Raw genomic sequence first — 25,665 nt, 5'->3', positions numbered from 1 at the left:
GGAAAGTGGTGGGTCGTGTAGGATTCGAACCTACGACCAATTGGTTAAAAGCCAACTGCTCTACCAACTGAGCTAACGACCCCTTCCGACTGGGCGCACATATTACTCATAAGCCTCGGAGCAGGCAAGCGTTTTTTCCCCGCTCCGAGGCAACCACCATGCCGCCGGGGTCAGGCGTCTTCGCGGCGCGGCCGACGCGGTTTCTTCATCGCGGTCACCGGGCGACGCTTGTTCTTGTCGCGGCTCCAGCGATTCTTCTCGTCCGGCGTCATCTCCGGCACCTTGCGCGGCTCGAGGCCTGCCAGGGTCGAAAGCTCGTCGATCTCGTCCTGGGTCATCTCCGTCCACTCGCCGGCCTTGGCCCGCTTGTCGAGGAAGATGTTGCCGTAGCGCACGCGCTTCAGGCGGCTGACGGTCAGCCCCTGGGATTCCCACAGCCGGCGCACCTCGCGGTTGCGGCCTTCCAGGATCACCACGTGAAACCAGGTATTGATGCCTTCACCGCCGAACTCCTGCACGTCGGTGAAACGGGCCGGGCCGTCCTCGAGCATCACGCCCTCGACCATGTTGACCACGTGCTCGCGCTTCACCTCGCCCATCACGCGTACTGCGTACTCCCGCTCGATCTGATGCGAAGGATGCATCAGCCGATTGGCCAGCTCGCCGTCGGTGGTGAACAGCAACAGCCCGCTGGTGTTGATGTCGAGACGACCGATCGCGATCCAGCGCTCGCCCTTGAGTCGCGGCAGGCGCTCGAAGACGGTCCGCCGGCCTTCGGGGTCCTTGCGGGTGCACAGCTCGCCTTCCGGCTTGTTGTACATGATCACCCGTCGCGGCACTTCCTCGACCGCCCGCAGATTGATCGCCCGGTCATCGAGCGCCACGCGGTCGCGTGCCCCGACCCGGTCGCCCAGCTTGGCGACCTGGCCGTTGACCTTGATGCGGCCGGCGCTGATCGCCGTTTCCATCTCCCGTCGCGAGCCGTAACCGGCGCGCGCCAGCACTTTCTGCAGCTTCTCGGTGTTGGTATCCGTCATGTCGTTCATTGCCTCGTCGGCTAGAGAGTTCGCCAGTGACCGTTGCGCCCACAGGCAAACCGATCGGAATTGGCGGCTCTCAGGTGTCCGTGCCCGAATTCTCGTCCGCCGGGTCGGCGCTCTTCGCCGCCTCGGCCTGACGTTTTCGGGCACGTTCGGCCAGTCGCGCTTCGAGCTCGGCAAAACTCAGCGACTCGCCGGGGGACGCCATCTCGGCGTGTTCGTCGTTGTCGGGCTCATCATTGTCACATTCACCCGACGCTGCCGATAAATCGGTTTCTTCTGTTTCCACCACTGCTTTAGGGGTTTCTTCCCCTGCGAGCGGTGGCGTTTCGCTGCCGGTGACGCCGCCAGTATCGACATCGGGTACATCGGCGAACGGCTCGCGCATGCCGGTTTCGAACGTTTCGAAGGCCTTGAGTTCATGCATCGGCGGCAACGAATCCAGGGTCTTCAGCCCCAGATCGTCGAGAAACGCCCGTGTGGTCGCGTAGACTGCCGGCCGCCCGGGCACGTCACGGTGTCCGACGACGCGAATCCAGCCGCGCTCCACCAGGGTGCGCATGATCGAACTGCTCACCGCCACGCCGCGAACCTCCTCGATATCCCCGCGGGTCACCGGCTGGCGGTAGGCGATCAGCGCCAACGTCTCGAGCAGAGCTCGCGAGTAACGCTGCGGCTTTTCATCCCACAAACGTGACACCCAGGGCGAGTAGCGCTGCCGGATACGCACCTGGTGCCCCGAAGCCGACTCGATCAGCTCCAGCGCACCGCCGTTCGACAGCCGCTCGCCGAGCTTGTTGAGCGACTCGCGGATCGCCGCGCGGGACGGTCTATTCCCGCCGTCGTCGAACACCGTCTCGAGCCGTTCCAGCGAGACCGGCTCGCCAGCGGCCAGCAGCACCGCTTCGAGAATTTCGTCCAGCACTGGGGTCACATAGGGGTCGATCAGGCGGTTCATGCCTTCGCCTCGTCGTCGCTGCCGGTCTCGAAAACGCCCTCTTCCTCGCCGGGAGCGCCTTCGTTCTCGCCGGGAACGCCCGCCTCCAGCGCCAGCCGGGCCCGCAGGTGAATCGGCGAGAGCGGCGCATTCTGCACGATTTCGATCATTGACTCACGCGCTAATTCGAGAATCGCCATGAAGGTGACGATGACCCCGGCGCGCCCCTCGGAAAGCGCGAACAGCGATTCGAACGGCGTATAGCGATCCGCCTCGAGTCTGGCCATGATCGCGAGCATTCGCTCCCGCGTCGACAGCACTTCGCGGCTGATCCGGTGGGACTGGCGCAGGTCGGCGCGCTTGAGCATGCTGCCCAGCGCCCCGAGCAGATCGCTCAGCGAGACATCCGGATGTACCACGCGGGGTTCGAGCTCGGGCAATGCCGCCTGGGCCGGGTGCCAGTCGCGCCCCATTCGCGGCAGTTCGTCCAGCGTCTCGGCGGAAAGCTTGAGCTGCTCGTACTCCTGCAGGCGGCGAATCAGTTCGGCCTGCGGATCATCCTCTTCATCCTCGTCGTCTCCCCTGGGCGGTCTCGGCAGCAGCGTGCGCGACTTGATCTCGGCGAGCATCGCGGCCATCACCAGATACTCGCCGGCGAGATCGATCTCCATCGCCTGCATCAGATCGACGTACTCGACGTACTGGTGGGTGATGGCGGCAACGTCGATTGCCAGAATGTCGAGATTCTGCCGCCGGATCAGGTAGAGCAGCAGATCGAGCGGGCCTTCGAAGGTCTCGAGGAAGACTTTCAGCGCTTCCGGCGGGATGTAGAGATCCTGTGGCAGCTCGGTCAGGCCTTCGCCATTGACCCGCGCCACGAATTCGAGCGGCAGTTGCGCGGAGGGCGACGCCTCGGCGGCATCGGGTCGTTCGGATTCGATAACGCTCACGCCGCCTCCCGGATCACTGCTGAATAGTGAACGCAGTCTAACAAGGCATGCAACGATGGCCTATCGACACGAAGTCGACGGACCGGCGATGGACACGCAGCCATCGTCGATATCAAGCGGGCTGGCGCGAAAACCGGCGATAGGTAAATTCGTCGTCTCGGCTCGAATCGACGATCGCCAGCGTCTGGATCTCGTCGTGATAGGGCGAGCGCTCGCAGACCGGGTCCATCTGGGTGGCATCGCCGGTCAGCATCAGCGCCTGACAGCGACAGCCGCCCCAGTCGATCTCGCGGCGGTCGCAGCTCTGGCAGGCGTCCGGCATCCAGGCGGTGCCGCGATAGGCGTTGAACGCGGGACTATCCTGCCAGATGTCGCCCAGGGCATGGTCGCGCGCGTTCCAGAACTCGAGACCGGGAATGGTCTCGGCGGCGTGGCACGGCAATACCTTGCCCGACGGCGAGACGTTGAGCGACTGCCGCCCCCAGCCGTTCATGCACGGCTTGGGCAGACGCGCGTAGTAATCCGGCACCACGGCGTCGATCACCAGCTTGCCCTTCAGCCGCTCGCGGGCGGCTTCCACCAGTTCGAGGGCTTCCATCACCTGCTCCCGTGGCGGCATCAGCGCTCCACGATTCTGCAGCGCCCAGCCGTAGTACTGGGCATGAGCGATCTCGAGACGACGCGCGCCGAGTTCCAGCGCCAGTTCGACCAGATCGGGAATCTGGTGAAGATTGGCGCGATGGATCACGCTGTTCAGCGTCAACGGCAGCCCGACGTCGGTCACCTCCGCCGCGAAGGCGAGCTTCTTGTCGAAGGCGCCGGGAAGATTGGCGATATGGTCGTTGACCTCGGCCGTGGCGCCCTGCACCGAGAGCTGGACGTGATCGAGCCCGGCATTCGCCAGGGCCTCGAGCCGCGTCCGACTGATGTTGACGCCGGCGGTGATCAGATTGGAGTAGAGGCCGTGCTCGGCGCAGCTCGCCACCAGCGCTTCCAGATCCTGGCGCAATGCCGGCTCGCCACCGGAAAGATGCACCTGCAACACGCCGAGCTCGGCCGCCTCGGCAAAGACCCGCTGCCAGGTCTCGGTATCGAGCTCTTCACGCTTGCGGGTCAGCTCGACCGGGTTGGAGCAGTACGGGCACTGCAGCGGGCAGCGGTGGGTCAATTCCGCCAACATGCCAATGGGGGGTGGCAGCATAGAGGGCGACTGTCGCGCTTCCGGCTGGGTATTCATGCCACTTCCAGGACGTTCTTGGTGATCAGATCGGCGAGCATCGCCCGCACGTCGACGAGTATGCGCTCGCGGGGCGCCGCGAAGGTTTCGGCCAGATCGTCGACGATGGCGGCGATGTCACGCTCGCCATCGACGCGGGTGAGCACCTGCTGGGCAATCGGATCGAGCTGGAACACCCGCTCCGGTGCCAGCAGCACCCAGCCGCCGCGGGCCTTGTCCTCACGCAGCCTCACGCCGCGCGGGATTCTCACCACGTCGCGCTCGGCAAGTGCCGGCACGCCGCCGGCATTGCTATCGAGATGGGTATCGCTATCGGCACTCATCGGGCAAGCCTCCCTTGGTCACCCAGGCGGCCACCCAGGCCGTCACCTTCGATCTCCTGCCCTTCGACGCCGCTGCCCCAGGCACCGGGCGGCACCTGACCCGATGCATTCGAGCCGGCGCCAACGTAGGCATGTTGCAGTGCATCGAGCATTGCCCACAGCACGCTGCACTTGAAGCGCAAGGCATCGATGACCGCCTGCTGCTGATCGGCGCGATGGGCGTGGCGCTTGACGTAATCGAGCGCCATCTCGGCATCGCGCGGCGCCTGGGTGAGACGCGGCTCGAAGTACGAAAGCGTCTCGCGGGAGACGAAGTCGTAGTGTTCGAGCATGCCGCGCACGCGCTGGCCGATCACCATCGGCGAAAACAGCTCGGTCAGCGACGAGGCGATCGCCTCGAGCAGCGTCCGGTCGCGCACGAAGTGGGTGTAGGCCTCGACGGCGAAGCGCGTCGCCGGCAGGATGCCGCGAGTCGAGACAACCAGCTCCCGCGACAGGCCGAGGCCGTCGGTCAATTTCAACCAGCGCTCGATCCCGCCCTCGCCCGCCGCTTCACCATCGTGATCGACCAGCCGCGAACGCCAGATTCGGCGCAATTCCGGATCATCCAGCCTCGCCATCAGCGAGGCGTCCTTGATCGGGATCATCGCCTGGTAGTAATAGCGGTTGAGCGCCCAGGCCTGGACCTGACGCTTGTCGAGCTCGCCGTTCTGGAGCATCAGCTGGAAGGGATGGCGATGATGATAGCGGGTCTCGCCGACCTCGCGCAGCCGCGCTTCCAGCGCCTCGACGCTCAAGGGTTCGGTCAGATCCGGATGGTTCTCGAAGGTCAGGCTCAACAGCTCAACTCCATACCGTCGTAGGCGATCTCCCAGCCGGCGCGCTCGACGGTCCGGCGCTCGGGGGAATCCGCGATCAACACCGGATTGGTGTTGTTGATGTGAACGAAGACGCGCTTGCCCAGCGAGAGTTCGGCCAACGCCGCGATACTGCCCTCGGCGCCGGATATCGACATGTGGCCCATGCGATTGCCCGTCTTGTGGCCGACACCGGCGCGCACCATCTCGTCGTCGCGCCACAGGGTGCCGTCGAACAGCAGCAGATCGGCACCGTCGAGACGCGCAGCTAGCGTCGGCGTCATCGCCGCACAGCCGGGGATATAGTAGGCGCGCCTGTCGCCGCCGATCAGTTCGACACCGACGGTACTTTCCCCCTCGACGCCGATCTCGACCTGGTCACCTTCGAGATAGAGCGCGGTCTTGCCCGGCACCGCGAACAGCCGGGCCTGCAGTCCGTCGAGCAGCGTGAAAGGCTGGTCCAAGGCGATAGATTCACGGCTGACGTGATCGGGATTGAGCACATCGAAGACCGGACTGCCTCGCAGCACATCCTGGATCATCGGCGTCGCCAGCAGCCGGAACGGCGAACTCTCGCGAAGATTGAGCAGCCCGCCGATGTGATCGACGTCGGCATTGGTCAGCAGCACGCTGGCGATCGGCGTATGCCGTCGGCCCGCGCGCGGATGCAGTGCCGGCGTCTGTTGAATCTGCTTGAGGATATCGGGCGCGCAGTTGATCAGCGCCCAGTTTTCGCCGTCGACGCTGATGGCAATCGAGGATTGGGTTCGCGGCGTGACGCGCGGATCGCCTTCCCATGCCAGACGGCACACGTCGCAGCGGCAGTTCCATTGAGGCGAACCGCCACCGGCGGCCGCCCCCAGTACACGCAGCTGCAAGGCAGCGCCGCCACGCGCGTCTTGCTGCGGGTTCAAAATTCAGCGGGCATGTAGTCGTTGATTTCCATGCCGACGCAGATTTCCTTCACTTCGGGGGTCGTCCAGCTCATGGGGAGCTCCTTGCTTTTCGGTTTGAGGGCGACGCCTCACTCGGCGTCCTGCCGTTGCGCCCGGCGTCCAGAAGAGACGCTCGAACGAGCGACACTTCATTCTAGACAAAGGTCGCGATTGGCCCAATGATTTTATTAGCAAGTAAACGATTTTACCCTTCGGCCCCTGCGGCGTCCGCCTTGCGGTAACGGCCGACGTAATCGAACAGCTTCTCGTCGACCCGCCAGTGGCGTCCGGTCTTGCGGCCGATAACGAAGTCCGGCGCGCGCAGACGCCCCGCTTCGGCAGCCGCCTCCTCGGCCGAACCGGGCCGCCAGCCACTGCCCGGTGCGCGCAGGTGCTGGCGCAGAAAGACGCGGTCGAAAACGTGCTGCTGCGCCGGCGTCTCCAGCCCGAACCATTCGTTCAGCGTCTCGCCATCCTCGTCGTGGTAGGTCACCTTGAGCCTCGGGACGCCGCGCCCGTTGGTAGTCGCCTCGAGCTGCATGCCGCTGACCCGAAGTACCTTGGCATGACGCAACTTGAGCGCATCGCGCAATTTGTCGTCCGGATCGACCAGACGTTCGCCGCAATGGCCGCAGGCTCGCGCGGCGATATCGTTCTCGCCACCGCACTGCTCGCACACCTTGAAGCGGAAGCGGAACGTGCATTGATGTCGACTCTCCACGGCGCCCGACCCCGCGCCGGCATCAGATTCACCTGCCAGGTTTGACCTTTCGCTTTGCGCGTGGCTTTGGGCGCGTATAGAGAGCGCGGGGCTTTGGCCGCGTGTGAAAAGAAGCCCCTGGCAGCGCCGGCCGTGATGTTCGATCACGAAGTCGCCGTCGCGCTTGCCCCAGAAGGTGTTGGCGAAACCGCACTCCGGGCATTCGACCTGCACCGGCTCGCTCTCGCCATCCGGGCGCGCCTGGGCGATCTCCGGCGCATAGAGCTCCCACGGGTTGCCGGCATAATCGAGAATCAGGCAGTCGCGCTTGCCAGGCGAAAGCCGCAAGCCCCGGCCGACGATCTGCTGATAGAGCCCCACCGATTCGGTCGGGCGCAAGATGGCGATCACGTCCACGTGCGGCGCATCGAAGCCGGTGGTGAGTACGGCCACGTTGACCAGGTACTTGAGCTCGCGCGCCTTGAACGCCGCGATCAACCGCTCCCGCTCCGGCCCCGGCGTCGCCCCGGTCACCAGCGCACTCTCGTTCGACGGCAGCAGCCCAAGTACCTCCTCGGCGTGTGCCACGGTGGCGGCGAAGATCATCACGCCCTCCCGCTCGCGGGCGCGCTCGATCACGTCATGGATGATCTGGGGCGTGGCGCGATTACCCTGGACCACACCGTTGAGATCCCGCTCGGCGAACTGGCCGTTGCGCTGTGGCATCAGCTGCGAAAAGTCGTAGAACGCCAAGGCGCCATCGATCCGCCGGGGCTCGGCGAGATAGCCCTGGCGCACCATCACGCGCAGCGGCTGCTCGAACACGCAGTCGCGAAAGAAGGCATTCTCCGGCCCTTTCACCATGCCGTGGTAGTGGCGATGATAGAGAAACCCTTCGCCGAGCCGATATGGCGTTGCCGTCAGGCCCAGCACCTTGAGGTTGGGTCGCACCTCGCGCAGCCGCGCAATCACCTTCTCGTAGGTGGAAGCGGTCCGTCGATCCCCTTTCCCGGACACCGCGGCATGGTGCTCGACCTCGCTGTCCCGAGTGAGTGAAACGCGATGACACTCGTCGATCACCAGCAGCGTGAAGTCGCCGGTGGCGAAGTCCGACAGCCCGTTGACCACCGACTGCACCGAGCCGAACACCACCTGCCGACCGCTCTCCTTGCGCCCCAGCCCGGCGCTGAAGATGTCCGCCTCGCGTCCGTAGGCCAGGTACTTGGCGTGGTTCTGCTCGACCAGTTCGCGCACATGCGCCAGCACCAGCACCCGGCCACGAGCACGCCGCGCCAGTTCCGCGATGACCAAGGATTTGCCGCTGCCGGTGGGCAGCACCACCACGGCCGGATCGTCGCTGCCCCGGAAGTGGGCGATGACGTTGTCGACCGCCTGGGTCTGGTAAGGGCGAAGCTGGGGAAAGGCGTTGGCCGGAGGAAATTTGGACATGGGCGGCATGTTAAACCTCGACGCCATGGCCGCCAATTGGCTTCTCGCCGATAGCGTCAGTTGCCTTACAATGGGTTCATTGTCATCGGCGTCTTGTCGCCGCAACTCGACTTCGGAGCGCCTTCATGCAGCCTGATACCTCACACGAAGCCCCCACCCCGCTCGAACGCTACATCGAACAGCTGCGCGCCATGGAGATCGACATCGAGGCCATGGACGCCCAGGCGGCGCGCATTCGCCAGGACAATCTGGAGTTCGTGCTGGTCGTCGCTACCGACGAGCCGGCGTTCTTCCAGTTGATGCTGCCCGGCGTGTGGCAGGCTGCCGCCGCCACCAATCGCACGCTGCTGCTGGAAACCGCCAACGACGTGATGAATACGCTGAAAGCGGCCAAGCTGGTGGTGCACAATGAGGCCGTGCACGTCAGCGTCGAACAGTTCGTCGAAGGGCCCGACCAGGGCGTCGCGCTGATTCCCGGATTGCTGGAACTCCTCAAGAGCGCCGTGGCCGAATTCCAGGAACGTCTCGGCATGGGCGAGGCGCCGCGCGTACACTGATGCTTCGGCCGGCGTGTCGGCGACGGCGCGCTTGCCATTACCCCGTTCAATTTCGATAAGGAGATCACCATGGCCGAGTCCACCCACTTCGTGGTCATTGCCGAATTCCGCATCAAGCCGGGCCAGGTGCCGGCCTTCCTCGCGTTGGCCCACAACGATGCCAGCGAGTCCTTGACCAACGAGGAAGGCTGCCTGGCGTTCGACGTGCTGACGCCGGAAGGCAGCGAAGATATCGTCGTTCTCCACGAGGTCTATCGCGATCGGGCCGCCTTCGAGCACCACATGCAGATGCCGCACTACCCGCCATTCAAGGAAGGCACCGCCCCGCTGCTCGATGGCGAGCCTTCGGTTCGCTTCTTTTACACGGCAATCCGACCAACCTGAGGTCGAGATAGCCCACCGCATTCGACCTTTGTCCAACGGCATCCGCTGGTTCACGACCGGATCACCGGGCTAGACTCGGCGATCTTCTTCCCCGGATGCCGTTTTCATGTCAGTCGCTGTCTCCCCCGTCGTCTTCGGCCCCACGCCGCTATCCCTCGAATCCGTCATTGCTCTGGCCGAGCGTCGCGCCGAGTCGGCACTCGATGCCGATCCGCAGTGGCGCGCCAGGATCGATCGAGGCGCGGCGGTCGTCGATGGCCTGCTCGACCGCGAGGGGCAGATCTACGGCATCACCACCGGTTACGGCGATTCATGGGTCACCGCCATTCCGCTCTCCCAGGTCGAGGCGCTGCCGCGCCAGCTGTATACGTTCCATGGCTGTGGGCTGGGTCGGTTTCTCGAACCCGAGGCGGCACGCGCAGTACTCGTCGCTCGCCTGCAGTCGCTGTGCCAGGGTGTTTCCGGCGTGCGCTTCACGTTGCTCGAGCGTCTTCACGCCTGTCTGCAGGAAGATCTGCTGCCGCGCATTCCCGAAGAGGGCTCGGTCGGCGCCAGCGGCGACCTGACGCCGCTCTCCTACGTGGCGGCCATGCTGTGCGGCGAACGCGAAGTGCTCTGGCGCGGCGAAGTGCGAACGGCGGCCGAAGCGCATGCCGAGCTGGGCTGGGAACCGCTGACGTTACGTCCCAAGGAAGCGCTGGCATTGATGAACGGTACCGCGGTGATGACCGTGCTGGCGTGCCAGGCTTTCGGCCGCGCCGAATATCTGCTGAAGCTCGCCACCCGCATCACCGCGCTCAACGTGGCCGCCCTGCGCGGCAACCCCAACCATTTCGAGGCGAGACTGTTCGCGGCCAAACCGCACCCTGGTCAGTCCCGTGTCGCCGCGTGGCTGAGAGCCGATCTGGAACTGGAAAATCTGCCGCCACGACAGCGCCTGCAGGACCGCTACTCGCTGCGCTGCGCCCCGCACGTGCTGGGCGTGTTGGCGGATAGCCTCGGCTGGCTGCGCGGCTTCATCGAGACCGAGCTCAACAGCGCCAATGACAACCCGCTGATCGACCCGGAGGCGGGAGACGTCATGCATGGCGGTCACTTCTACGGCGGGCATATCGCCTTCGCCATGGACAGCCTCAAGACGTTGACCGCCAACGTCGCCGACCTGCTCGACCGCCAGCTGGCGCTGCTGGTCGACACCCGCTACAACCACGGCCTGCCAAGCAATCTTTCCGGCGCACCGGCCGAACGCGCGATGATCAATCACGGCTTCAAGGCGGTACAGATCGGCGCCTCCGCCTGGGCCGCCGAAGCGCTCAAGGGCACCATGCCCGCCAGCGTCTTCTCGCGCTCCACCGAGTGCCACAACCAGGACAAGGTCAGCATGGGCACCATCGCCGCCCGCGACGCCCTGCGCGTGCTCGAACTCACCGAACAGGTCGCCGCCGCCGCGCTGCTGGCCGCGCTGCAGGGCGTTCACCTGCGCGGCGATCCTCTGCCCGCCCCGCTTTCCGAGATGGTCGACGTCCTGCGCGAGGATTTTGCCCCGGTAGTCGAAGATCGCGCGCTGGATGGCGAGCTCAGGCTCTGTCTCGAGCAGATACGGGCGCGGCACTGGGCGCTTTATGGATAAGCGTTTCAGCATCATTTCTTGATGATAGCGATGAGGCTGGGCGAATCGGTGATGGTGAAGGTCTCCACCCCAATGACGCCTATTCAGAACGATGCCGAGCGATGAGCACACAAACCGGGGCGCGCGACATGGATGTCGCGCGAGGCGCGTTGGGACAGGGCAGAAAATTGCTCCTGCATTTTCTGCACTTCCGCCATCCATGGCGGTCGGATGTCCCTAGGCGCCGACCCGAGTTTGGTGCTCAGACGTTCGGGACTTCATCGTTCTGTGGCGTCAAAAAGGGGAGCGCGAGGGGCTTGCCCCTCGTAATAACGTGCATAAGGGCAGTAAAAGCGCCATCAGTCGTAACCTCGCCAAGATAGAGCCAACCGCCCAGCCAGGCGCCCATAAAAAAACCGGCTTGCTCAAGGTATAGAACCCACGGCAAACCGGTTTTCGTCGTCACACCACGACGTGGCGCTGGCGTCAATCCCCTACATCAACCAACCCAGACGCGAGCATTGCGGAACATCCGCATCCACGCGCCGTCCTGCGTCCACTCCGACGGACGCCAGGAGTTGGTCACCGCGCGAGCGACGCGCTCCGGGTGCGGCATCATGATCGTGACGCGACCATTCGGCGTGGTCAGGCCGGTAATGCCGGCGGGCGAGCCGTTGGGGTTGGCCGGATAACGCGTGGTGACCTGGCCTTCGTTGTCGATGTAGCGCATCGCGATCTGGCCGCTGGTCTGCATGCTGCGCAGGTGGCCGCTGTCTTCGAACAGCGCCTGACCTTCGCCATGGGCGACGGCGATCGGCAAGGTCGAGCCGGCCATGCCGGCGAGCAGAATCGACGGGCTCTCCTCGACCTGGACCATCGACACGCGGGCCTCGAACTGTTCGGAGCCGTTGCGCACGAAACGCGGCCAGCGCTCGGCGCCGGGGATCAGTTCCTTGAGCTGAGAGAACATCTGGCAGCCGTTGCAGACGCCGAGGCCGAAGGTGTCTTCACGTTCGAAGAAGGCCGCGAACTGATCGCGAGCGCGACCGTTGAAGAGCGCCGACTTGGCCCAGCCGCCGCCGGCACCGAGCACGTCGCCGTAGGAGAAGCCGCCGCAGCCGACCAAGCCTTTCATGTCGTCGAGGGTGACACGACCGGCGAGGATGTCGCTCATGTGCACGTCAACCGCCTCGAAGCCGGCATGGTCGAAGGCCGCCGCCATTTCCATATGGCCATTGACGCCCTGCTCGCGCAGGATAGCCACGCGCGGGCGCACACCGGTCTGGACTCTGCTTTTCTGAATCAGAGGCGCAGCGATGTCGTCGTCGACATCGAAGGTCGGACTGGCCGACAGCCCCGGATCGCGCAGGTTGAGCAGGCCGTCGAACTCGCTCTTGGCGGCCTCGGGGTTGTCGCGCAGCGCCTGCATCCGGTAGCTGGTCTCGGACCAGGTACGCTGGGTCATGGCGCGGGTGGTTTCCAGCAGCGGCTCTTCGAACAGCGTCACGCGGACCTGATCGTCGTAACGCGGCCGGGCGATGACGCCACAGGTTTCGAGCCCGGCGGCGGCGAACTGCGCCAGCACGAACTCGGTGTCCTGACGGTTGACCTGAATGACCGCGCCCAGCTCCTCGGCGAACAGCGCATCGACCGCGCCGACGGCGTCGTCGGTCAGCCAGTCGAGCTTAATCTCGAGCCCGCCACGGCCGGCGAAGGCCATCTCCAGCAGCGTCACGATCAGGCCGCCGTCACTGCGGTCGTGATAGGCGAGCAGCTTGCCGTCGGCGTTGAGTCCCTGAATGACGCTGAAAAACGCCGCCAGATCCTCGGCTTCGTCCAGGTCCGGGCATACGTTGCCGACCTGACCATAGACCTGAGCCAGCGCCGAGCCACCGAGACGGTTCTGGCCGCGACCGAGATCGATCAGGATCAGATCGCTCTCGTCCTGGTCGAGACGCAGCTGCGGCGTCAGCGTGCGCAGGGCATCGGTGACCGGGGCGAAGCCGGTGATGTTCAGCGTCAGCGGCGCGGTGATGCTCTTCTCGCCCTCTTCCGTCTGCCACGCGGTGCGCATGGACATCGAATCCTTGCCCACCGGCACGGCAATGCCCAGCGCCGGACAGAGTTCCATGCCGACGGCGTGAACGGCATCGAACAGCGCCTGGTTCTCGCCGACATGATCGGCAGCGCTCATCCAGTTGGCGGAGAGTTTGATGTCGGAGAGCTTTTCGATCGGTGCCGCCGCCAGGTTGGTGATCGCCTCGGCCACGGCCAGGCGCGCGCTGGCCGCCGGATCGATCAGCGCGACCGGCGGGCGCTCGCCCATCGCCATCGCCTCGCCGACGTGAGTGTCGTAGCTCGAGGTGGTCACCGCGCAGTCCGCCACCGGCACCTGCCAGGGGCCGACCATCTGGTCGCGAGCGACCATGCCGGTAATCGAACGGTCGCCGATGGTGATCAAAAAGCTCTTGGACGCCACCGTGGGCAGCCGCAGCACGCGGTCCAGCGCTTCGCGCAGGTCGAGGTTGTCGAGCCCCAGACCCGGCAGGTTGAGCGTGTGGCGCTCGAAACTGCGCTGCATCTTGGGCGGCTTGCCGAACAGCACGCTCATCGGCAGATCGACGGGATCGGCCTCGAAATGGCCGTCGCGCACGGCGAGATGGTGCGCTTCGGTCGCTTCGCCGACCACGGCGTAGGGGCAGCGTTCGCGGGCACACAGCGCATCGAAGGTGTCGAGCTGTTCCGGCGTGACCGCCAGCACGTAACGCTCCTGCGCTTCGTTGCACCAGATTTCCAGCGGGCTCATGCCCGGTTCGACGTTGGGCACCGCGCGCAGATCGAACAGGCCGCCGCGCCCGCCGTCCTTGACCAGCTCCGGCAAGGCATTGGAGAGGCCGCCGGCACCCACGTCATGGATGAAGGCGATGGGGTTATCGTCACCAAGGGCCCAGCAGCGGTCGATCACTTCCTGGGCCCGGCGTTCGATTTCCGGGTTATCGCGCTGCACCGAGGCGAAATCGAGATCTTCGCTGGAGGTACCGGAGGCCATCGACGACGCGGCGCCGCCGCCCAGGCCGATCAACATCGCCGGGCCGCCCATCACGATCAGCTTGGCGCCGACCGGAATCTCGCCCTTGAGCACGTGGCCGTCACGGACGTTGCCGTAGCCGCCGGCCAGCATCACCGGCTTGTGGTAACCCCGGCGCTCGATGCCGCCGGCACCGACCGCGTCGAGTTCGAAGGTGCGGAAGAAGCCGTTGAGGTTGGGCCGGCCGAATTCGTTATTGAATGCCGCGCCGCCGATCGGCCCTTCGAGCATGATGTCGAGCGCCGACTGGATCCGCTCCGGCTTGCCGTAGTCGAAGGCTTCCCACGGCTGGACGAACTCGGGGATGCGCAGGTTGGAAACGGTGAAGCCGGTGAGTCCCGCCTTGGGCTTGCCACCGCGCCCCGTCGCACCTTCGTCGCGAATCTCGCCGCCAGCGCCGGTGGCCGCGCCCGGATGCGGAGCGATCGCAGTCGGATGGTTGTGGGTTTCCACCTTCATCAGGATGTGGATCGGTTCCCGGGTTGCGCCATAGACCTGGCTGTCCGGCGCGGGGAAGAACCGCCCGGCCGTCGGCCCTTCGATGATCGCCGCGTTGTCGCTGTAGGCCGAGAGCACCTTGTCGCTGGACTGCTCGAAGGTGTTCTTGATCATCTTGAACAGCGAGTGGGTCTGGGATTCGCCGTCGATCACCCAATCGGCGTTGAAGATCTTGTGGCGGCAGTGTTCGGAGTTGGCCTGGGCAAACATCATCAGCTCGACGTCGGTCGGGTTGCGCCCCAGCGCCCGGAAGGCCTCGACCAGATAGTCGATCTCGTCGTCGGCGAGTGCCAGTCCCAGCTCGGCGTTGGCGCTGGCCAGCGCCGGCCGGCCACCGTCAAGCACGTCCACCGTCGCCAGCGGCGTCGGCTGGTGGTGCGAGAACAGCTTGGCCGCGTCGCTCGAGTCGAACAGCACGGTCTCGACCATGCGGTCATGCAGGCGCGCGACCATGGCCTCGTAGGCCTCTGCGCTGGGCGCGCTCTTCAACGTCACACGGTAGGCGATACCCCGCTCGATGCGCGCGACCTGATCCAGCCCGCAGTTGTGGGCGATATCCGTGGCCTTGGAGGACCAGGGAGAGATCGTGCCGATGCGGGGGACGACCAGAAACAGATGGCCGTCGGCGGGCGTATTCTGGTCGGCGTCACGGCTTTCGGAGTGCTGGATTCCATAGTCCAGCAGCCGATCCAGCACTTGGCGAGCCTGCTCACCGAGCTCGTCATGATGATCGACGAAGTGGACGTAGTGCGCGTTGAGAGACTCGACTTCGGGAACGACAGCGCGAAGATCGGCGAGCAGTTTGGCGTGACGGAATGCAGATAGCGCGGGAGCGCCTTGCAATTCGAGCATGGCGTGGAAAGCCTCCAGGACGGTCGAGGATCGCGTTGGTCTTCAGCGAGACGGGGCAGCGATGCCGGGATCAGGGCGACATGATACTGGAAAGCGGCGGCGCTCGCTAAGTCAACACGCGGGTCTCGGTCGCGAGCCGTGAATCCGGTCGGGAAGATACCACCACGATCGACGCGTGATGCCCGCGTTTCGGGGTGCGTGGCGCGATAGCGAATGGATGACAGAGAGACGGCGGCCGGCTATGGTGTGCCGTCACGCTGTCACCGATCCCATTGCATGTCCAAGCTCCTGACACGTCTGCGACTCGCGCTGACAGTGCTGCTGACGCTGGCGACGCTTCTCTGCCCCGCTCAGTTTGCGCTGCGCTACAGTGACGGGCTCGATCCGATTCGCAAGCGCGATTTCCTGCAGGTCGCGACTCGCAACGGCCCCATCACCTTCTATAACGGTGGACATGGGCCGACCGGATTCGAATACGAACTGGTGCGGCGTTTCGCGCAATCGCTGGGCGTCAGTCTGGCGGTCGACAGCAATATCCGTATCGACGATGTCCTCGACGACGTGCGCAGCGGCAAGGCGGACATGGGCGCCGCCGCCCTGTCTCTGGATCTGAGCCGACCGGGCATTCGCTACAGCAAGCCGATCCTGACGTTGCAGCCGCTGGTGGTCTATCGCCGCGGCCTGCCGCCGGTGCGCACGCTGGACGATCTCGTGGGGCTGCGTATCGGCGTCATTGCCAACTCCGGCAACGCCGAGGCGCTGCACACGCAGCAGCAGAATCTGCCGGGGCTCGGCTGGCGCGAAGCGGACGGATTGACCATTGCCGACCTGATGGAAATGGTCGAGCGCGACGACCTCGATGCCGCCGTCGTCTATACCCACCAGTTCAAGCTCAATCGCCTGTTCTTCCCCAACGTCGAGCGCGGCTTTGCGCTGGGCAAACCCATGAGCCTGGCCTGGGCCTTTTCGGCAGATCAGCCGATCGACCTTCTCAGCGCCGCCAACGACTTTCTCCAGACACAGCGGCGCAATGGCGGGCTGGACGAGCTCATCGGACGGTACTTCGGCCATGACGATTACCTCGAGTACGTCGCCGCACGGCTTTTCATCCATCACATCGGCACCCGCCTGCCGAGTTTTCTCCCCTACTTCAAGGAGGCCGCGCGCGAGACCGGTTTCGATTGGCGCCTGCTGGCGGCGCTGGGGTTCCAGGAGTCGCACTGGGAAGCCGACGCCGAGTCACCGACCGGCGTTCGCGGTCTGATGATGCTGACACGCCCCACCGCCAAGGAGATCGGCATCGACGATCGACTCGATCCTCGCCAGAGCGTCGACGGTGGCGCGCGATACCTGCTTCAGGTCAAGCAGCGCCTCGGCGAAGACATCCCCGAGCCGGACCGTACCTGGATGGCCCTGGCCGCCTACAACGTCGGGCTCGGACACCTGTTCGATGCCCAGGATATCGCCCGTCTGCGCGGTGGCGATCCCAACCGCTGGGCCGACGTTCGCGAAGCGCTGCCGCTGCTGCAGGATCGCGAATGGTATTCTCGGGTACACCACGGTTATGCTCGTGGCGGGGAACCGGTAATTTACGTGCGTAACATTCGCCGTTATTACGAAATATTGAAGTACGTCAATCGCAGCCAGCAGCAGTTCAACCTGCTAGGGGAACGCGCACTCGAGGGGGAAACGACGCCTCTGGAAACCGTCGCTCCTCTGTTGTGATCGGTTGTTCTAGTCTGCTGCCATGGGATTATCGTTGAGCTGTCATCGGCAGCCGTGGTGGAGAACTCTAACGTCTATGTCGATGGTGTTGTCCCGTCTGTCGTTGTACCTGGCGCTTCCAGCTTTACTGCTGGGTCTCTGGCCAGGTGGCGAGCCAGATCAACGATGGATTCTTCTGCTGCTGCTTGGCTTGCTGTGGCTGGGTCAGTTCGTTGCCTATCGCCATTGGATCCGGACCAGCCGCTGGCTGCTGATTCCTACCGGCATCCTGACCCTGGCGATCATCGCCAGCTTCCTGATCGCGGAGGACTGGGTCAGCGTCGATCTCTGGCAACGCTGGCTCGATCTCCTGCCGGGCCACTGGGAGCTCTTCCACAGCCGCCCGCCCATCCTCGCGCTGTGCATGACATTCGGATTGATCCTCAACGTGCTGCTGCTGTCGCGGCTGGGACTGGGCTCTCCGATCATTCTGCTGCTGGTGGCCATGGGCGGCGCCTGGCTGGGCTATCGCTCGCTGACACCGCCGCCGGAATATGCCTCCAGCTTGAACGGGATCCCGCTGCCGATGCTGGCCGCGCTGGGGCTATTCTGGGCCGCGCAATGCCTGGCGATTTTCCCGACGCTACGATGCTACTGGCGGCGAATTCTGCCACCGCTCCTGGTTGGCGGCTCGATCGCGCTACTGGCGATGATCAGCTGGCAGGAGCAGCGCCAGACCGACAATCTGCGTCTCCACGAGACCACTGCCGGCGAAGGTAACGACATCGCGACCTTGATGGCGTCGGAAACGGCATCACATCTCGAGGCCATGCGACGCTTCACCAGTTTCTGGAACATGCTGGGACACGTGCCCACGCGCTCGGAGTGGGAGCAGCAGGCCAAGCCCTATCACGACGATTTCGGCTACTTCCGCAATATCGCCTTCATCGATCCCGACGGCACCGTCATCCGCGTCTATCCGCTACGCGGCAACCGGTCCGTGCTTGGCACCAATCTCTACTCGGCGAGCTCCCAGCCCAGGGAGGCTCTGGATCGGCCCCTGATCTACGGCATCGAAGGCCAGACCGGTATCGTCGACTTCCTTCAGGGGGGGCGCGGAGTCATCAGCTACCTGCCGGTGCGCGATGTCGTCGATGGAACGCTGCGCGGTGCGGTGGGAATGGTGGTCAGCGTCGACACCCTGCTCAGTTCGCTGCTCGAGCAGACGCCCAACCAGGATCGCGCAGTGACGCTCAGTGGTAATAACCAACTCTACTTTCACTACGGTCCGCTGGGCGCTCTTGCCGAATGGCAATACCAGCAGACCGTCGCCCTGGGCACCGACCGGCTCACGCTCAGCGTGAGGCCCTCCCTGCACTGGTTACAGGCGATGCGGAGCAGGCTACCGGAAATCACCCTGATCTTCGGCATCCTGCTCGCCTATCTGCTGCATATGGTGCTCTACATCTATCGGCGTCTGGCGCATCAACACCGTCTGGCCAACCAGGCCAACGCCTCGTTACGAGCAGAGATCAAGGAGCGCAAGCGACTTCAGCAGGAGGTGGAATGGATCGCCAGTCACGACGAGTTGACCCAGTTGCCCAACCGGCGCGAACTGCTGCGCTGGATGGACGCCTACCCGGATCCGCTGCCACTGGCGGTGCTGATCTGCGATCTCGATCACTTCAAGAGCGTCAACGACCACTTCGGCCATCTGGAAGGCGACCGCTATCTCAAGGTAATCGCCCAATACTGCCGCCTGCCGGTTGAGCATGCCGGCGGCATGTTCGCTCGCTACGGTGGCGAGGAGTTCGTCGCCTGTCTGCCCCACTGCGACCGTAAGACGGCCGCGGAGATCGCCGAGGTACTACGCCTGGCGGCTATCGACAGCGGCCTCGTCCTGCCCGACGACGAGCCGGTAACGCTGAGCATCGGGGTCAGCGTCACAAATACGCTTCCGTTACAGCGCAACCGGATCCTCCAGGCCGCCGACGATTCGCTGTACCGTGCGAAGCAGGAAGGTCGCAATCGTGTCGTTCTCACCGAGCAGGCCGAGTCGACGCCACAGGGTCAGGCAGAAGCGCCCCTTCAGGCTCAGCTCGAAGACGATCCCGGCAACGGATCACGCTGACGACGCTCCCGAAAGAACTGCTGGAGCAGCCGCTTCGCCGGGGCGGCAAGCACGCCCCCGTCGATCTCGACGCGGTGATTGAACCAGGGCTGCGCGAAGAGATTGGCACGGGATTCGACCATGCCGCCCTTGGGTTCGGCGGTGGCGTAGACGACCCGGCGAATGCGGGCATGGATGATCGCGCCCGCGCACATCAGGCAGGGTTCAAGGGTGACGTAGAGTGAGCACTCGTCCAGCCGATAGTTTTCCAATGCCAGCGCCGCGCTACGCAGCGCCTGCACTTCGGCATGAGCGGTCGGGTCCTTCCCCTCGACCGGGCAGTTGTAGCCGGCGCCGATCACCGCACCCGCCGCATCGACCACCACGGCACCAACCGGCACCTCGCCACTGTCAAACGCCCGTTGCGCCTGCTCCAGCGCACGGTGCATGTAGAATTCGTCGCTACGTATCATGACCGTCCCGTATTGCCCATCCGGCGTCGCGGCGAGTCGTCGGCGAGCAGGATATACTCGTGACGAATCTGGTTCGAAAAGCCTTAATCGACGCGCCATCAAGGATACCCGAATGACACAAGCGCTGAACGACCTTATCCAGCTTCTTGGCCTGGAAGCGCTGGAAGAGAACCTGTTCCGCGGCCAGAGCCAGGACCTGGGCCTGCCCCAGCTGTTCGGCGGGCAAGCGCTGGGACAGGCCGCTGCCGCCGCTACCCGCACGGTCCCCGAAGACCGCTTTTTGCATTCGCTGCACGGCTATTTCCTGCGCCCCGGCGATGCCCAGTTGCCAGTCGTCTATTCCGTCGATCGCGTTCGCGATGGCGGCAGTTTCACCACGCGGCGGGTCACGGCGATTCAGAAAGGCAAGCCGATATTCTTCTGCAGCGCTTCCTTCCAGGGGCGTGAACACGGCCTGCATCACCAGCCCGAGGCGCCATCGGTGCCGTCGCCGGAAGCGTTGCTGGCGGAGGGCAAGGCGGTCCACCAGCGCTTTCGCGGCCATCCCGTCGAGTTCATCACGGTGGAAGAATGCCACGACTGCCCGCCCTCGCGGATGATCTGGTTCCGCATGGGCGGCAGCACGATGCCGTCGGACCCGGCCCTGCACCGCTACCTGCTCGCCTACAGTTCGGACTTCAACCTGCTGCTGACCTCGCTGCTGGCGCATGACGTGGAATTCGGCGACCCGCGGCTGCGTATCGCCAGCCTGGACCACGCGTTGTGGATCCATCAGGACCCGAAGATCGACGAGTGGCTGCTATACGTGATGGAAAGCCCCTGGGCGGGCGGCGCCCGCGGTTTCGCCCGCGGCAGCTTCTTCGATCGCGAAGGCCGCCTGGTGGCGTCGACGGCGCAGGAGGGGTTGGTCAGGGTTCAGTCCTGAGCCGCGAGCCGCGAGCCGCGAGCCGCGAGCCGCGAGCCGCGAGCCGCGAGCCGCGAAAATCAGAGTGAAGTTTCCGGTACAAAAAATGCCAGCGACGAACGTCGCTGGCATTCTCTTCTGGCGTCCCGAAGCCGACGTCAGGTTTTAGCTTTTAGCCCGTAGCTGCTTTCTACAGCGCCCCACACTCGGCGCAGGCTCGTAGCTCGTAGCTCGTAGCTCGTAGCTCGTAGCTCGTAGCTCGTAGCTCGTAGCTCGTAGCTCGTAGCCCGTAGCCCGTAGCCCGTAGCCCGTAGCCCGTAGCCCGTAGCCCGTAGCCCGTAGCCCGTAGCCCGTAGCTATTAGGCGTCCTTGATCGACGCCATGTCGATGACGAAGCGATACTTCACGTCGCCCTTCTGCATCCGCTCCCAGGCTTCGTTGATCTGATCGATGTTGATCATCTCGACGTCGCAGGTAATGCCTTTCTCGGCGCAGAAGTCGAGCACTTCCTGGGTTTCCGGCATGCCGCCGATCAGCGAGCCGGCCAGCACGCGGCGACGGAACACCAGATTGGCACCGGAAATCGCCGGATCGATCGGCTCGAGCAGACCGACCAGAATGTGAGTGCCATCCGGCTTCAAGGCGTTGAGATACGGGTTGATGTCGTGCTGCACCGGCACCGTGTCGAGCATGAAGTCGAAGGTCTCGGTGATCGCGCCCATCTCGTCTTCACTGGTGGAGATCACGACATGGTCGGCGCCCTGCTTCTTCGCTTCGGCTTTCTTCGACTCGGAGCGCGTGAACAGCGTGACTTCGGCACCCAGCGCCTTGGCGAGCTTGACCCCCATGTGACCCAGGCCGCCCATGCCGATGACACCCACCTTGTCGCCCGGCTTGACACCGTAATGCTTCAGCGGCGAATAGGTGGTGATGCCGGCGCACAGGATCGGCGCGGCGGATTTAAGATCGATGCCGTCGGGCATGCGCACCACGAAGCGCTCGCTGACCACGACCTTGTCGGAATAGCCGCCCTGCGTCAGCGTGCCGTCGTGCTTGTCGGGGCTGCCGTAGGTCATCACGAACCCTTCGGCGCAGTAGTTCTCGAGGCCGGCGTTGCACGCCTTGCACTCGCGGCACGAGTCGACCATGCAGCCGACGCCGACCAGATCGCCGACCTGGTACTGGCTGACTTCGTCACCCACGGCGGTAACGCGGCCCACGATCTCGTGGCCCGGCACGACCGGATAGGAGGCCATACCCCAGTCGTCTTGGGCGAAGTGGAGATCGCTGTGGCAGACGCCGCAGTAGAGGATCTCGATCGAGACATCGTCCGGACGCGGCGCACGCCGCTCGAAGTTCCAGGGCGCCAACGGCGTGGTGGCGGAATGCGCGGCATAACCCTTGGCAGGTGTGGCAGTAGCTTGTGCCATGTTTCTGACTCCCCATAACGATGGGTGAATGGACGGGATCGTGGGCACAGTGTGGTCCACAACGTCCTCGGCAGCCATGCCGTTTCCTGCGCAACATCTGCTCGATCCTCCGGATCTCGCAAGGCCATTACCCCTATCGAGCTCTGCTCATGCACAATACGCTGACCTTGTTCACCTTCACCAGCGCGAGGTCGCCATGCTCGATTGCTTTCCCGCCTCCTCTCTTCAGGATCGTGCATCCCGGGATCCCGCTTTCGGCCCCTCGAACGCCCGTGACGCCTGGGCGTCCCAGCTGGCCCGAACGCTGGCGCCGCTGGCCAGCACCGACGGCTTCTCCGACACGGCCATCGACGGCGTCAAACTGATCGCCTCGGAATGCAGCCACTCGCGGACGCCGCTGATCTACGAGCCGGGGCTGTTCATCATCGCGCAGGGAGACAAGGTCGGCTACCTGGGGGAACGGGTGATTCACTACGGCCCCGGCAACTATCTGGTACAGGCGATGCCGTTGCCGTTCGAATGCGAGACGATCGCCCGCTCCGACGCTCCGTTACTGGGCCTCTCCATCGGCGTGGATCCGTTGATGCTGAGCGAGCTGGTGCACCATCTGCCCGCGCCGCCCCCTCTCGACCGCGGCTCTCCCGAGCCCATGGCTGCCGTCGCCCTCGATGCACCGATGGCGGAAGCGGTGCAACGTCTGGCGTCATGCCTGCAGGATGAACACGCCAGCCGCGCGCTGGGCGCAGGCCGAGTACGGGAAGTCCTGTTTGCCGCGCTCAACGGTCCGCAGGGCCAGTCGCTGCGCCAGCTGGTGCAGCAACATGGACACTATGCCCGCATCGCCGAATCGCTGAGCTATCTGCATCGCCATTTCGCCCTGCCGTTGACGGTGGAGGCGCTTGCCGAGCGCGCCAACATGAGCGCCTCGCACTTTCACCACCACTTCAAGCGCGTGACCCAACTCTCGCCGGTGCAGTATCTCAAGCGCCTGCGGCTACTCCGGGCCCGGGTGCTGCTGGCCCAGCAGCGCGTCAACGTCGCGCGCGCCGCCGCCGATGTCGGCTATCGCAGCACGTCGCAGTTCAGTCGCGAGTACAAGCGCTATTTCGGCGTCAGCCCATCGCAGGGCTGAACGGGTGGGAGCCTGGCTAGGCCAGAAGCCCCATCAAGCCACGAATCAGGTAATAAGCGCCCACCACGGTGACGATCCAGCGCGTCCAGTAGCGAAAGCCGGCGTCCGTCAGCCGCGACAGGATCAGGTTGCCGGTGCGCGTTCCCAGAAACGCGAAGGGGATCGCCAGCGCCACCCAGCCCCATTCGCCGCTGTCCATCGCCATAGCCGCCTGCCAGTAGAAGAGAATCTTGAGGCTGTGGGCGATGACCTGGATGGTCGCCTTGGTGGCCACCACGGTGCGCCGGTCGAGCTGGGTGCGGATGAATCCGATGTCGATGGTCGGGCCGGAAACCCCGACGGCGATGGTCAGGCCGCCGGAAACGATGCCACACATGACCGCGTGTCCGGGCCGCGAGACATCGAAGTGGAACCAGCGCTTGGGAATCCACACCATCACCGGCATCAGCCCCAGCACGATCAGCACTACCGTCTCGCTGGGCGAATAGCGCACCAGCATCAGCAAGGCCGCCGAGATCAGCACACCGCAGGCGATCATGCCGACGATGCGCCAGGCGATGAATCGGCGCGACAGCCAGGCCCGCGATGCGTTGGCGGAGAGCTGGATCACCCCATGTACCGCGATCGCCGTTGCCGCCGGCAGCCAGGCCAGCAAAAAGCCCAGCAGAATCAATCCGCCAGCCATGCCGAACACGCCGGACAGCACCGAGGTCGAGAACACGACGGCCAGGAACAGCAACGCAACGGGTATCGCCATGCGAGGTCTACACTCCAACGACGGGCCAAGACGGCCCATGAAAAGATTCATGCCGATCATGCGATGGCGAATACGACAGGCTCGCCACGCTCACCGGCACTTCGACTCACCGGAACGAGGCACGCCCTATCATGCGCTGGTTGATCCCGAACTCGCCCCCCATCGCCCTTGCTGCAGCCCTGTTCACGCTGGCCAGCGCCGCCGACGCCTCCAGCGCTGCGGCATGGGCAGAACACGACCGCGCCGTCGTCGAACGGTGCCAGAACGCCAGTCGATTTCCAGATGCCGCGCCAGCCGGCGACCCCGTACTGTTCGATGATGAAGCGGGCATGACGGCATTGCTGATCCAGGGCCACTATTCACAGAAAGACGGGCCACAGAACGATATGAACGGAGAGGCCGGCCGCGAACTCTGTCTGTTCCTGCGCAGCAGCCAGGAAGTCTACATGGCCGACGCCGACAGGCTGGCAATCGGCTCCGATGCCCTGCCCAGCACACCGACAGACGTCATCAACGACAACGGCGAGACCGGCAGCGCCGTCAGAGCGCAACCGAGTCAGCGCGGCGAGACGCCCTGATCAATCCACGCCAGGGTTGGTCGGCGTCGCCAACACCCGTTGATAGAACGCCAGGTCGAGCCAGCGATCGAACTTGTAGGCCGCCTGGCGCACGGTCCCCGCGTGGACGAAGCCCAGCTGTTCATGCAGCGCGATACTCGGCGCGTTGGAAGCGTCGATACCGCCGATCAGGGAGTGATACTGCTGCGCCTCGGCGCGCTCGATCAGCGCCGTCATCAATTGCCGGGCCACGCCGCGCTGACGAAAGTCGCGATCCACGTAGACCGAGTGCTCGACGCTGTAGCGGTAGGCGGCATGGGGGCGAAACGGGCCATAGCTGGCAAAGCCCATCAGCCGCCCACTCTCGTCGTCGAGCATGCCGATCACCGGGAAATTGCCATCGTGCTTGGCCTGGAACCAGTTCTCGACGAACGCCTTGGTGCGTGGCTGGTATTCGTAGAGTGCCGTGGTGTTGAGAATGGCGTCGTTGAAAATCGCCAGCACGGCTTCACCGTGCGGGCCGAACTCGCAGTCGATCAGGGTCAAGGTTCGGTACTCATGATCAGGTCAGGTGTCGTCAGCTCGGAAATCATCAGGTCAGAAATCGTCAGGCCGAGAGCCTGGCGCATAGTCTAGGCGCGCAGTCTAATACAGCGCGTTGGCCTTGAACTCGGCCAGCGCTCGATCGTCAGCGTTCTGCAGCTCCAGTGACTGGCCCGCGATCGAATAGTGCGCCGTCTCGGCAAGCGCCGCCAACCACGCCTGTTCGAGCATCGCCATGTCCCCCGGGCACGCCATCCGGGTCGAAGCGAGCCGGGAGAAGGTCAGCGTATCGCCCTCAAGCCGGTAGCTGCCCATCAACCGGTTGCAGCCGGTCGAACCGGAAACGCGCCCGTCCTCCCCGAGAATCAGATGCGCCTCACGCTGGTTGTCCGCCACGGCCACCGGTTGGCCATCCAGCGTCATCAGCTTCCAGTAGGTGCCGACCAGGGCTTCGTTGGCAGTCTGCGTGTCGTCGACGGTATTACTGCTCGTGGCACAGCCCGATACGATCATGGCGACAGCGACAGTCACCGAGACGGCGAGCAGGGGTTTAAGGCGTGATAGCACGATGATGTCCTCTTCAAAAGAACGCACGGAAAGCGCGTCCCGATCATGACAGGGCGACCGGAAACGGGCCGG

General features: G+C 64.6%; 23 protein-coding genes and 1 tRNA gene. 8 read left to right on the top strand and 16 right to left on the bottom strand.

What is annotated here, in order from left to right:
- Positions 1 to 6 precede the first annotated feature (6 nt).
- The 10 genes from ACWHY3_RS02490 to ACWHY3_RS02445 form a co-directional block, all read right to left on the bottom strand.
- A tRNA-Lys gene (locus tag ACWHY3_RS02490) sits at positions 7 to 82 on the bottom strand.
- Between the two features lie 88 nt (positions 83 to 170).
- Entirely contained in the window at positions 171 to 1,037 is an 867-nt protein-coding gene (gene rluB, locus ACWHY3_RS02485; protein WP_303856229.1) for a 23S rRNA pseudouridine(2605) synthase RluB, read from the bottom strand.
- Positions 1,038 to 1,116: 79 nt separating this feature from the next.
- A complete protein-coding gene (gene scpB / locus ACWHY3_RS02480; RefSeq protein ID WP_303856227.1) occupies positions 1,117 to 1,998 on the bottom strand; it encodes an SMC-Scp complex subunit ScpB in 882 nt (293 codons plus the stop codon).
- Entirely contained in the window at positions 1,995 to 2,927 is a 933-nt protein-coding gene (locus ACWHY3_RS02475) for a segregation and condensation protein A (protein ID WP_087719089.1), read from the bottom strand. Before ACWHY3_RS02475 ends, scpB begins: the two co-directional genes overlap by 4 nt.
- A 112-nt stretch (positions 2,928 to 3,039) precedes the next feature.
- Positions 3,040 to 4,164, bottom strand: coding sequence for a pyrroloquinoline quinone biosynthesis protein PqqE (gene pqqE, locus ACWHY3_RS02470; RefSeq protein WP_448127499.1), 1,125 nt, complete (start codon positions 4,162 to 4,164; stop codon positions 3,040 to 3,042).
- Positions 4,161 to 4,487: a pyrroloquinoline quinone biosynthesis peptide chaperone PqqD gene (pqqD, locus tag ACWHY3_RS02465; protein WP_448127498.1), complete on the bottom strand. Its 327-nt coding sequence runs from the start codon at positions 4,485 to 4,487 to the stop codon at positions 4,161 to 4,163. Before pqqD ends, pqqE begins: the two co-directional genes overlap by 4 nt.
- Complete coding sequence (gene pqqC / locus ACWHY3_RS02460) at positions 4,484 to 5,326, bottom strand: pyrroloquinoline-quinone synthase PqqC (RefSeq protein ID WP_448127497.1); 843 nt, start codon at positions 5,324 to 5,326, stop codon at positions 4,484 to 4,486. Before pqqC ends, pqqD begins: the two co-directional genes overlap by 4 nt.
- Positions 5,323 to 6,222: a pyrroloquinoline quinone biosynthesis protein PqqB gene (gene pqqB / locus ACWHY3_RS02455; RefSeq protein ID WP_448127496.1), complete on the bottom strand. Its 900-nt coding sequence runs from the start codon at positions 6,220 to 6,222 to the stop codon at positions 5,323 to 5,325. Before pqqB ends, pqqC begins: the two co-directional genes overlap by 4 nt.
- 32 nt (positions 6,223 to 6,254) lie before the next feature.
- Entirely contained in the window at positions 6,255 to 6,332 is a 78-nt protein-coding gene (pqqA, locus tag ACWHY3_RS02450; protein WP_075569317.1) for a pyrroloquinoline quinone precursor peptide PqqA, read from the bottom strand.
- 152 nt (positions 6,333 to 6,484) lie between these two features.
- Positions 6,485 to 8,428 (bottom strand): DEAD/DEAH box helicase family protein, encoded by a 1,944-nt coding sequence (locus tag ACWHY3_RS02445; protein ID WP_448127495.1) that lies wholly within the window; start codon positions 8,426 to 8,428, stop codon positions 6,485 to 6,487.
- Positions 8,429 to 8,553: 125 nt separating this feature from the next.
- Between ACWHY3_RS02445 and ACWHY3_RS02440 the strand changes: the two genes are divergently transcribed.
- The 3 genes from ACWHY3_RS02440 (at position 8,554) to ACWHY3_RS02430 (ending at position 10,999) form a co-directional block, all read left to right on the top strand.
- Positions 8,554 to 8,985: a hypothetical protein gene (locus tag ACWHY3_RS02440; RefSeq protein WP_448127494.1), complete on the top strand. Its 432-nt coding sequence runs from the start codon at positions 8,554 to 8,556 to the stop codon at positions 8,983 to 8,985.
- A 69-nt stretch (positions 8,986 to 9,054) separates the two neighbouring features.
- A complete protein-coding gene (locus ACWHY3_RS02435) occupies positions 9,055 to 9,369 on the top strand; it encodes a putative quinol monooxygenase (protein ID WP_448127493.1) in 315 nt (104 codons plus the stop codon).
- Positions 9,370 to 9,475: 106 nt separating this feature from the next.
- A complete protein-coding gene (locus ACWHY3_RS02430) occupies positions 9,476 to 10,999 on the top strand; it encodes an HAL/PAL/TAL family ammonia-lyase (RefSeq protein ID WP_448127492.1) in 1,524 nt (507 codons plus the stop codon).
- A 478-nt stretch (positions 11,000 to 11,477) separates the two neighbouring features.
- Here ACWHY3_RS02430 and purL read toward each other — a convergent pair whose 3' ends face one another.
- Entirely contained in the window at positions 11,478 to 15,416 is a 3,939-nt protein-coding gene (purL, locus tag ACWHY3_RS02425; protein WP_448127491.1) for a phosphoribosylformylglycinamidine synthase, read from the bottom strand.
- A gap of 276 nt (positions 15,417 to 15,692) precedes the next feature.
- Here purL and mltF point away from each other — a divergent pair, with 276 nt between their 5' ends.
- Together mltF and ACWHY3_RS02415 are read left to right on the top strand one after the other, a co-directional pair.
- Positions 15,693 to 17,141 carry a membrane-bound lytic murein transglycosylase MltF gene (mltF, locus tag ACWHY3_RS02420; protein ID WP_332779074.1) on the top strand — a complete coding sequence of 483 codons (1,449 nt, stop codon included), beginning with the start codon at positions 15,693 to 15,695 and terminating at the stop codon, positions 17,139 to 17,141.
- 76 nt (positions 17,142 to 17,217) lie between these two features.
- On the top strand, positions 17,218 to 19,251 hold the full coding sequence (locus ACWHY3_RS02415; protein ID WP_332779075.1) for a sensor domain-containing diguanylate cyclase: 2,034 nt from the start codon (positions 17,218 to 17,220) through the stop codon (positions 19,249 to 19,251).
- Here ACWHY3_RS02415 and tadA read toward each other — a convergent pair.
- Positions 19,215 to 19,700 (bottom strand): tRNA adenosine(34) deaminase TadA, encoded by a 486-nt coding sequence (gene tadA / locus ACWHY3_RS02410; RefSeq protein ID WP_332779114.1) that lies wholly within the window; start codon positions 19,698 to 19,700, stop codon positions 19,215 to 19,217. The two genes, ACWHY3_RS02415 and tadA, sit on opposite strands and share 37 nt — an antisense overlap.
- A gap of 115 nt (positions 19,701 to 19,815) precedes the next feature.
- Here tadA and ACWHY3_RS02405 point away from each other — a divergent pair, with 115 nt between their 5' ends.
- Positions 19,816 to 20,628 (top strand): acyl-CoA thioesterase domain-containing protein, encoded by an 813-nt coding sequence (locus tag ACWHY3_RS02405; protein ID WP_332779076.1) that lies wholly within the window; start codon positions 19,816 to 19,818, stop codon positions 20,626 to 20,628.
- Between the two features lie 338 nt (positions 20,629 to 20,966).
- Here the strand turns inward: ACWHY3_RS02405 and ACWHY3_RS02400 are convergent, their stop codons facing one another.
- Positions 20,967 to 22,037: an NAD(P)-dependent alcohol dehydrogenase gene (locus tag ACWHY3_RS02400; protein WP_448127490.1), complete on the bottom strand. Its 1,071-nt coding sequence runs from the start codon at positions 22,035 to 22,037 to the stop codon at positions 20,967 to 20,969.
- Positions 22,038 to 22,233: 196 nt separating this feature from the next.
- On the opposite strand from ACWHY3_RS02400, the gene ACWHY3_RS02395 reads away from it, so the two are divergent.
- Complete coding sequence (locus ACWHY3_RS02395) at positions 22,234 to 23,169, top strand: AraC family transcriptional regulator (protein ID WP_332779078.1); 936 nt, start codon at positions 22,234 to 22,236, stop codon at positions 23,167 to 23,169.
- 16 nt (positions 23,170 to 23,185) lie between these two features.
- Here the strand turns inward: ACWHY3_RS02395 and ACWHY3_RS02390 are convergent, their stop codons facing one another.
- Positions 23,186 to 23,926, bottom strand: a complete 741-nt coding sequence (locus tag ACWHY3_RS02390) for a TSUP family transporter (RefSeq protein WP_332779079.1) — start codon at positions 23,924 to 23,926, stop codon at positions 23,186 to 23,188.
- A 131-nt stretch (positions 23,927 to 24,057) separates the two neighbouring features.
- On the opposite strand from ACWHY3_RS02390, the gene ACWHY3_RS02385 reads away from it, so the two are divergent.
- On the top strand, positions 24,058 to 24,504 hold the full coding sequence (locus ACWHY3_RS02385) for a hypothetical protein (RefSeq protein ID WP_303854141.1): 447 nt from the start codon (positions 24,058 to 24,060) through the stop codon (positions 24,502 to 24,504).
- Here ACWHY3_RS02385 and ACWHY3_RS02380 read toward each other — a convergent pair whose 3' ends face one another.
- On the bottom strand, positions 24,505 to 25,029 hold the full coding sequence (locus ACWHY3_RS02380; RefSeq protein ID WP_303854139.1) for a GNAT family N-acetyltransferase: 525 nt from the start codon (positions 25,027 to 25,029) through the stop codon (positions 24,505 to 24,507).
- Positions 25,030 to 25,128: 99 nt separating this feature from the next.
- Entirely contained in the window at positions 25,129 to 25,593 is a 465-nt protein-coding gene (locus tag ACWHY3_RS02375; protein ID WP_303854138.1) for an META domain-containing protein, read from the bottom strand.
- Positions 25,594 to 25,665: the final 72 nt, after the last annotated feature.

Source organism: Salinicola sp. NYA28a (assembly GCF_976982775.1).
This window is presented reverse-complemented; position numbering and strand designations above follow the sequence as displayed.

Bases quoted from the DNA above. Each gene is read 5' to 3' on its own strand.
- rluB (WP_303856229.1), bottom strand. From the start codon at position 1,037: ATGACGGATACCAACACCGAGAAGCTGCAGAAAGTGCTGGCGCGCGCC.
- scpB (WP_303856227.1), bottom strand. From the start codon at position 1,998: ATGAACCGCCTGATCGACCCCTATGTGACCCCAGTGCTGGACGAAATT.
- pqqE (WP_448127499.1), bottom strand. From the start codon at position 4,164: ATGAATACCCAGCCGGAAGCGCGACAGTCGCCCTCTATGCTGCCACCC.
- pqqD (WP_448127498.1), bottom strand. From the start codon at position 4,487: ATGAGTGCCGATAGCGATACCCATCTCGATAGCAATGCCGGCGGCGTG.
- pqqA (WP_075569317.1), bottom strand. From the start codon at position 6,332: ATGAGCTGGACGACCCCCGAAGTGAAGGAAATCTGCGTCGGCATGGAA.
- ACWHY3_RS02445 (WP_448127495.1), bottom strand. From the start codon at position 8,428: ATGTCCAAATTTCCTCCGGCCAACGCCTTTCCCCAGCTTCGCCCTTAC.
- ACWHY3_RS02440 (WP_448127494.1), top strand. From the start codon at position 8,554: ATGCAGCCTGATACCTCACACGAAGCCCCCACCCCGCTCGAACGCTAC.
- ACWHY3_RS02435 (WP_448127493.1), top strand. From the start codon at position 9,055: ATGGCCGAGTCCACCCACTTCGTGGTCATTGCCGAATTCCGCATCAAG.
- ACWHY3_RS02430 (WP_448127492.1), top strand. From the start codon at position 9,476: ATGTCAGTCGCTGTCTCCCCCGTCGTCTTCGGCCCCACGCCGCTATCC.
- purL (WP_448127491.1), bottom strand. From the start codon at position 15,416: ATGCTCGAATTGCAAGGCGCTCCCGCGCTATCTGCATTCCGTCACGCC.
- mltF (WP_332779074.1), top strand. From the start codon at position 15,693: ATGTCCAAGCTCCTGACACGTCTGCGACTCGCGCTGACAGTGCTGCTG.
- ACWHY3_RS02415 (WP_332779075.1), top strand. From the start codon at position 17,218: ATGTCGATGGTGTTGTCCCGTCTGTCGTTGTACCTGGCGCTTCCAGCT.
- ACWHY3_RS02405 (WP_332779076.1), top strand. From the start codon at position 19,816: ATGACACAAGCGCTGAACGACCTTATCCAGCTTCTTGGCCTGGAAGCG.
- ACWHY3_RS02400 (WP_448127490.1), bottom strand. From the start codon at position 22,037: ATGGCACAAGCTACTGCCACACCTGCCAAGGGTTATGCCGCGCATTCC.
- ACWHY3_RS02395 (WP_332779078.1), top strand. From the start codon at position 22,234: ATGCTCGATTGCTTTCCCGCCTCCTCTCTTCAGGATCGTGCATCCCGG.
- ACWHY3_RS02390 (WP_332779079.1), bottom strand. From the start codon at position 23,926: ATGGCGATACCCGTTGCGTTGCTGTTCCTGGCCGTCGTGTTCTCGACC.
- ACWHY3_RS02385 (WP_303854141.1), top strand. From the start codon at position 24,058: ATGCGCTGGTTGATCCCGAACTCGCCCCCCATCGCCCTTGCTGCAGCC.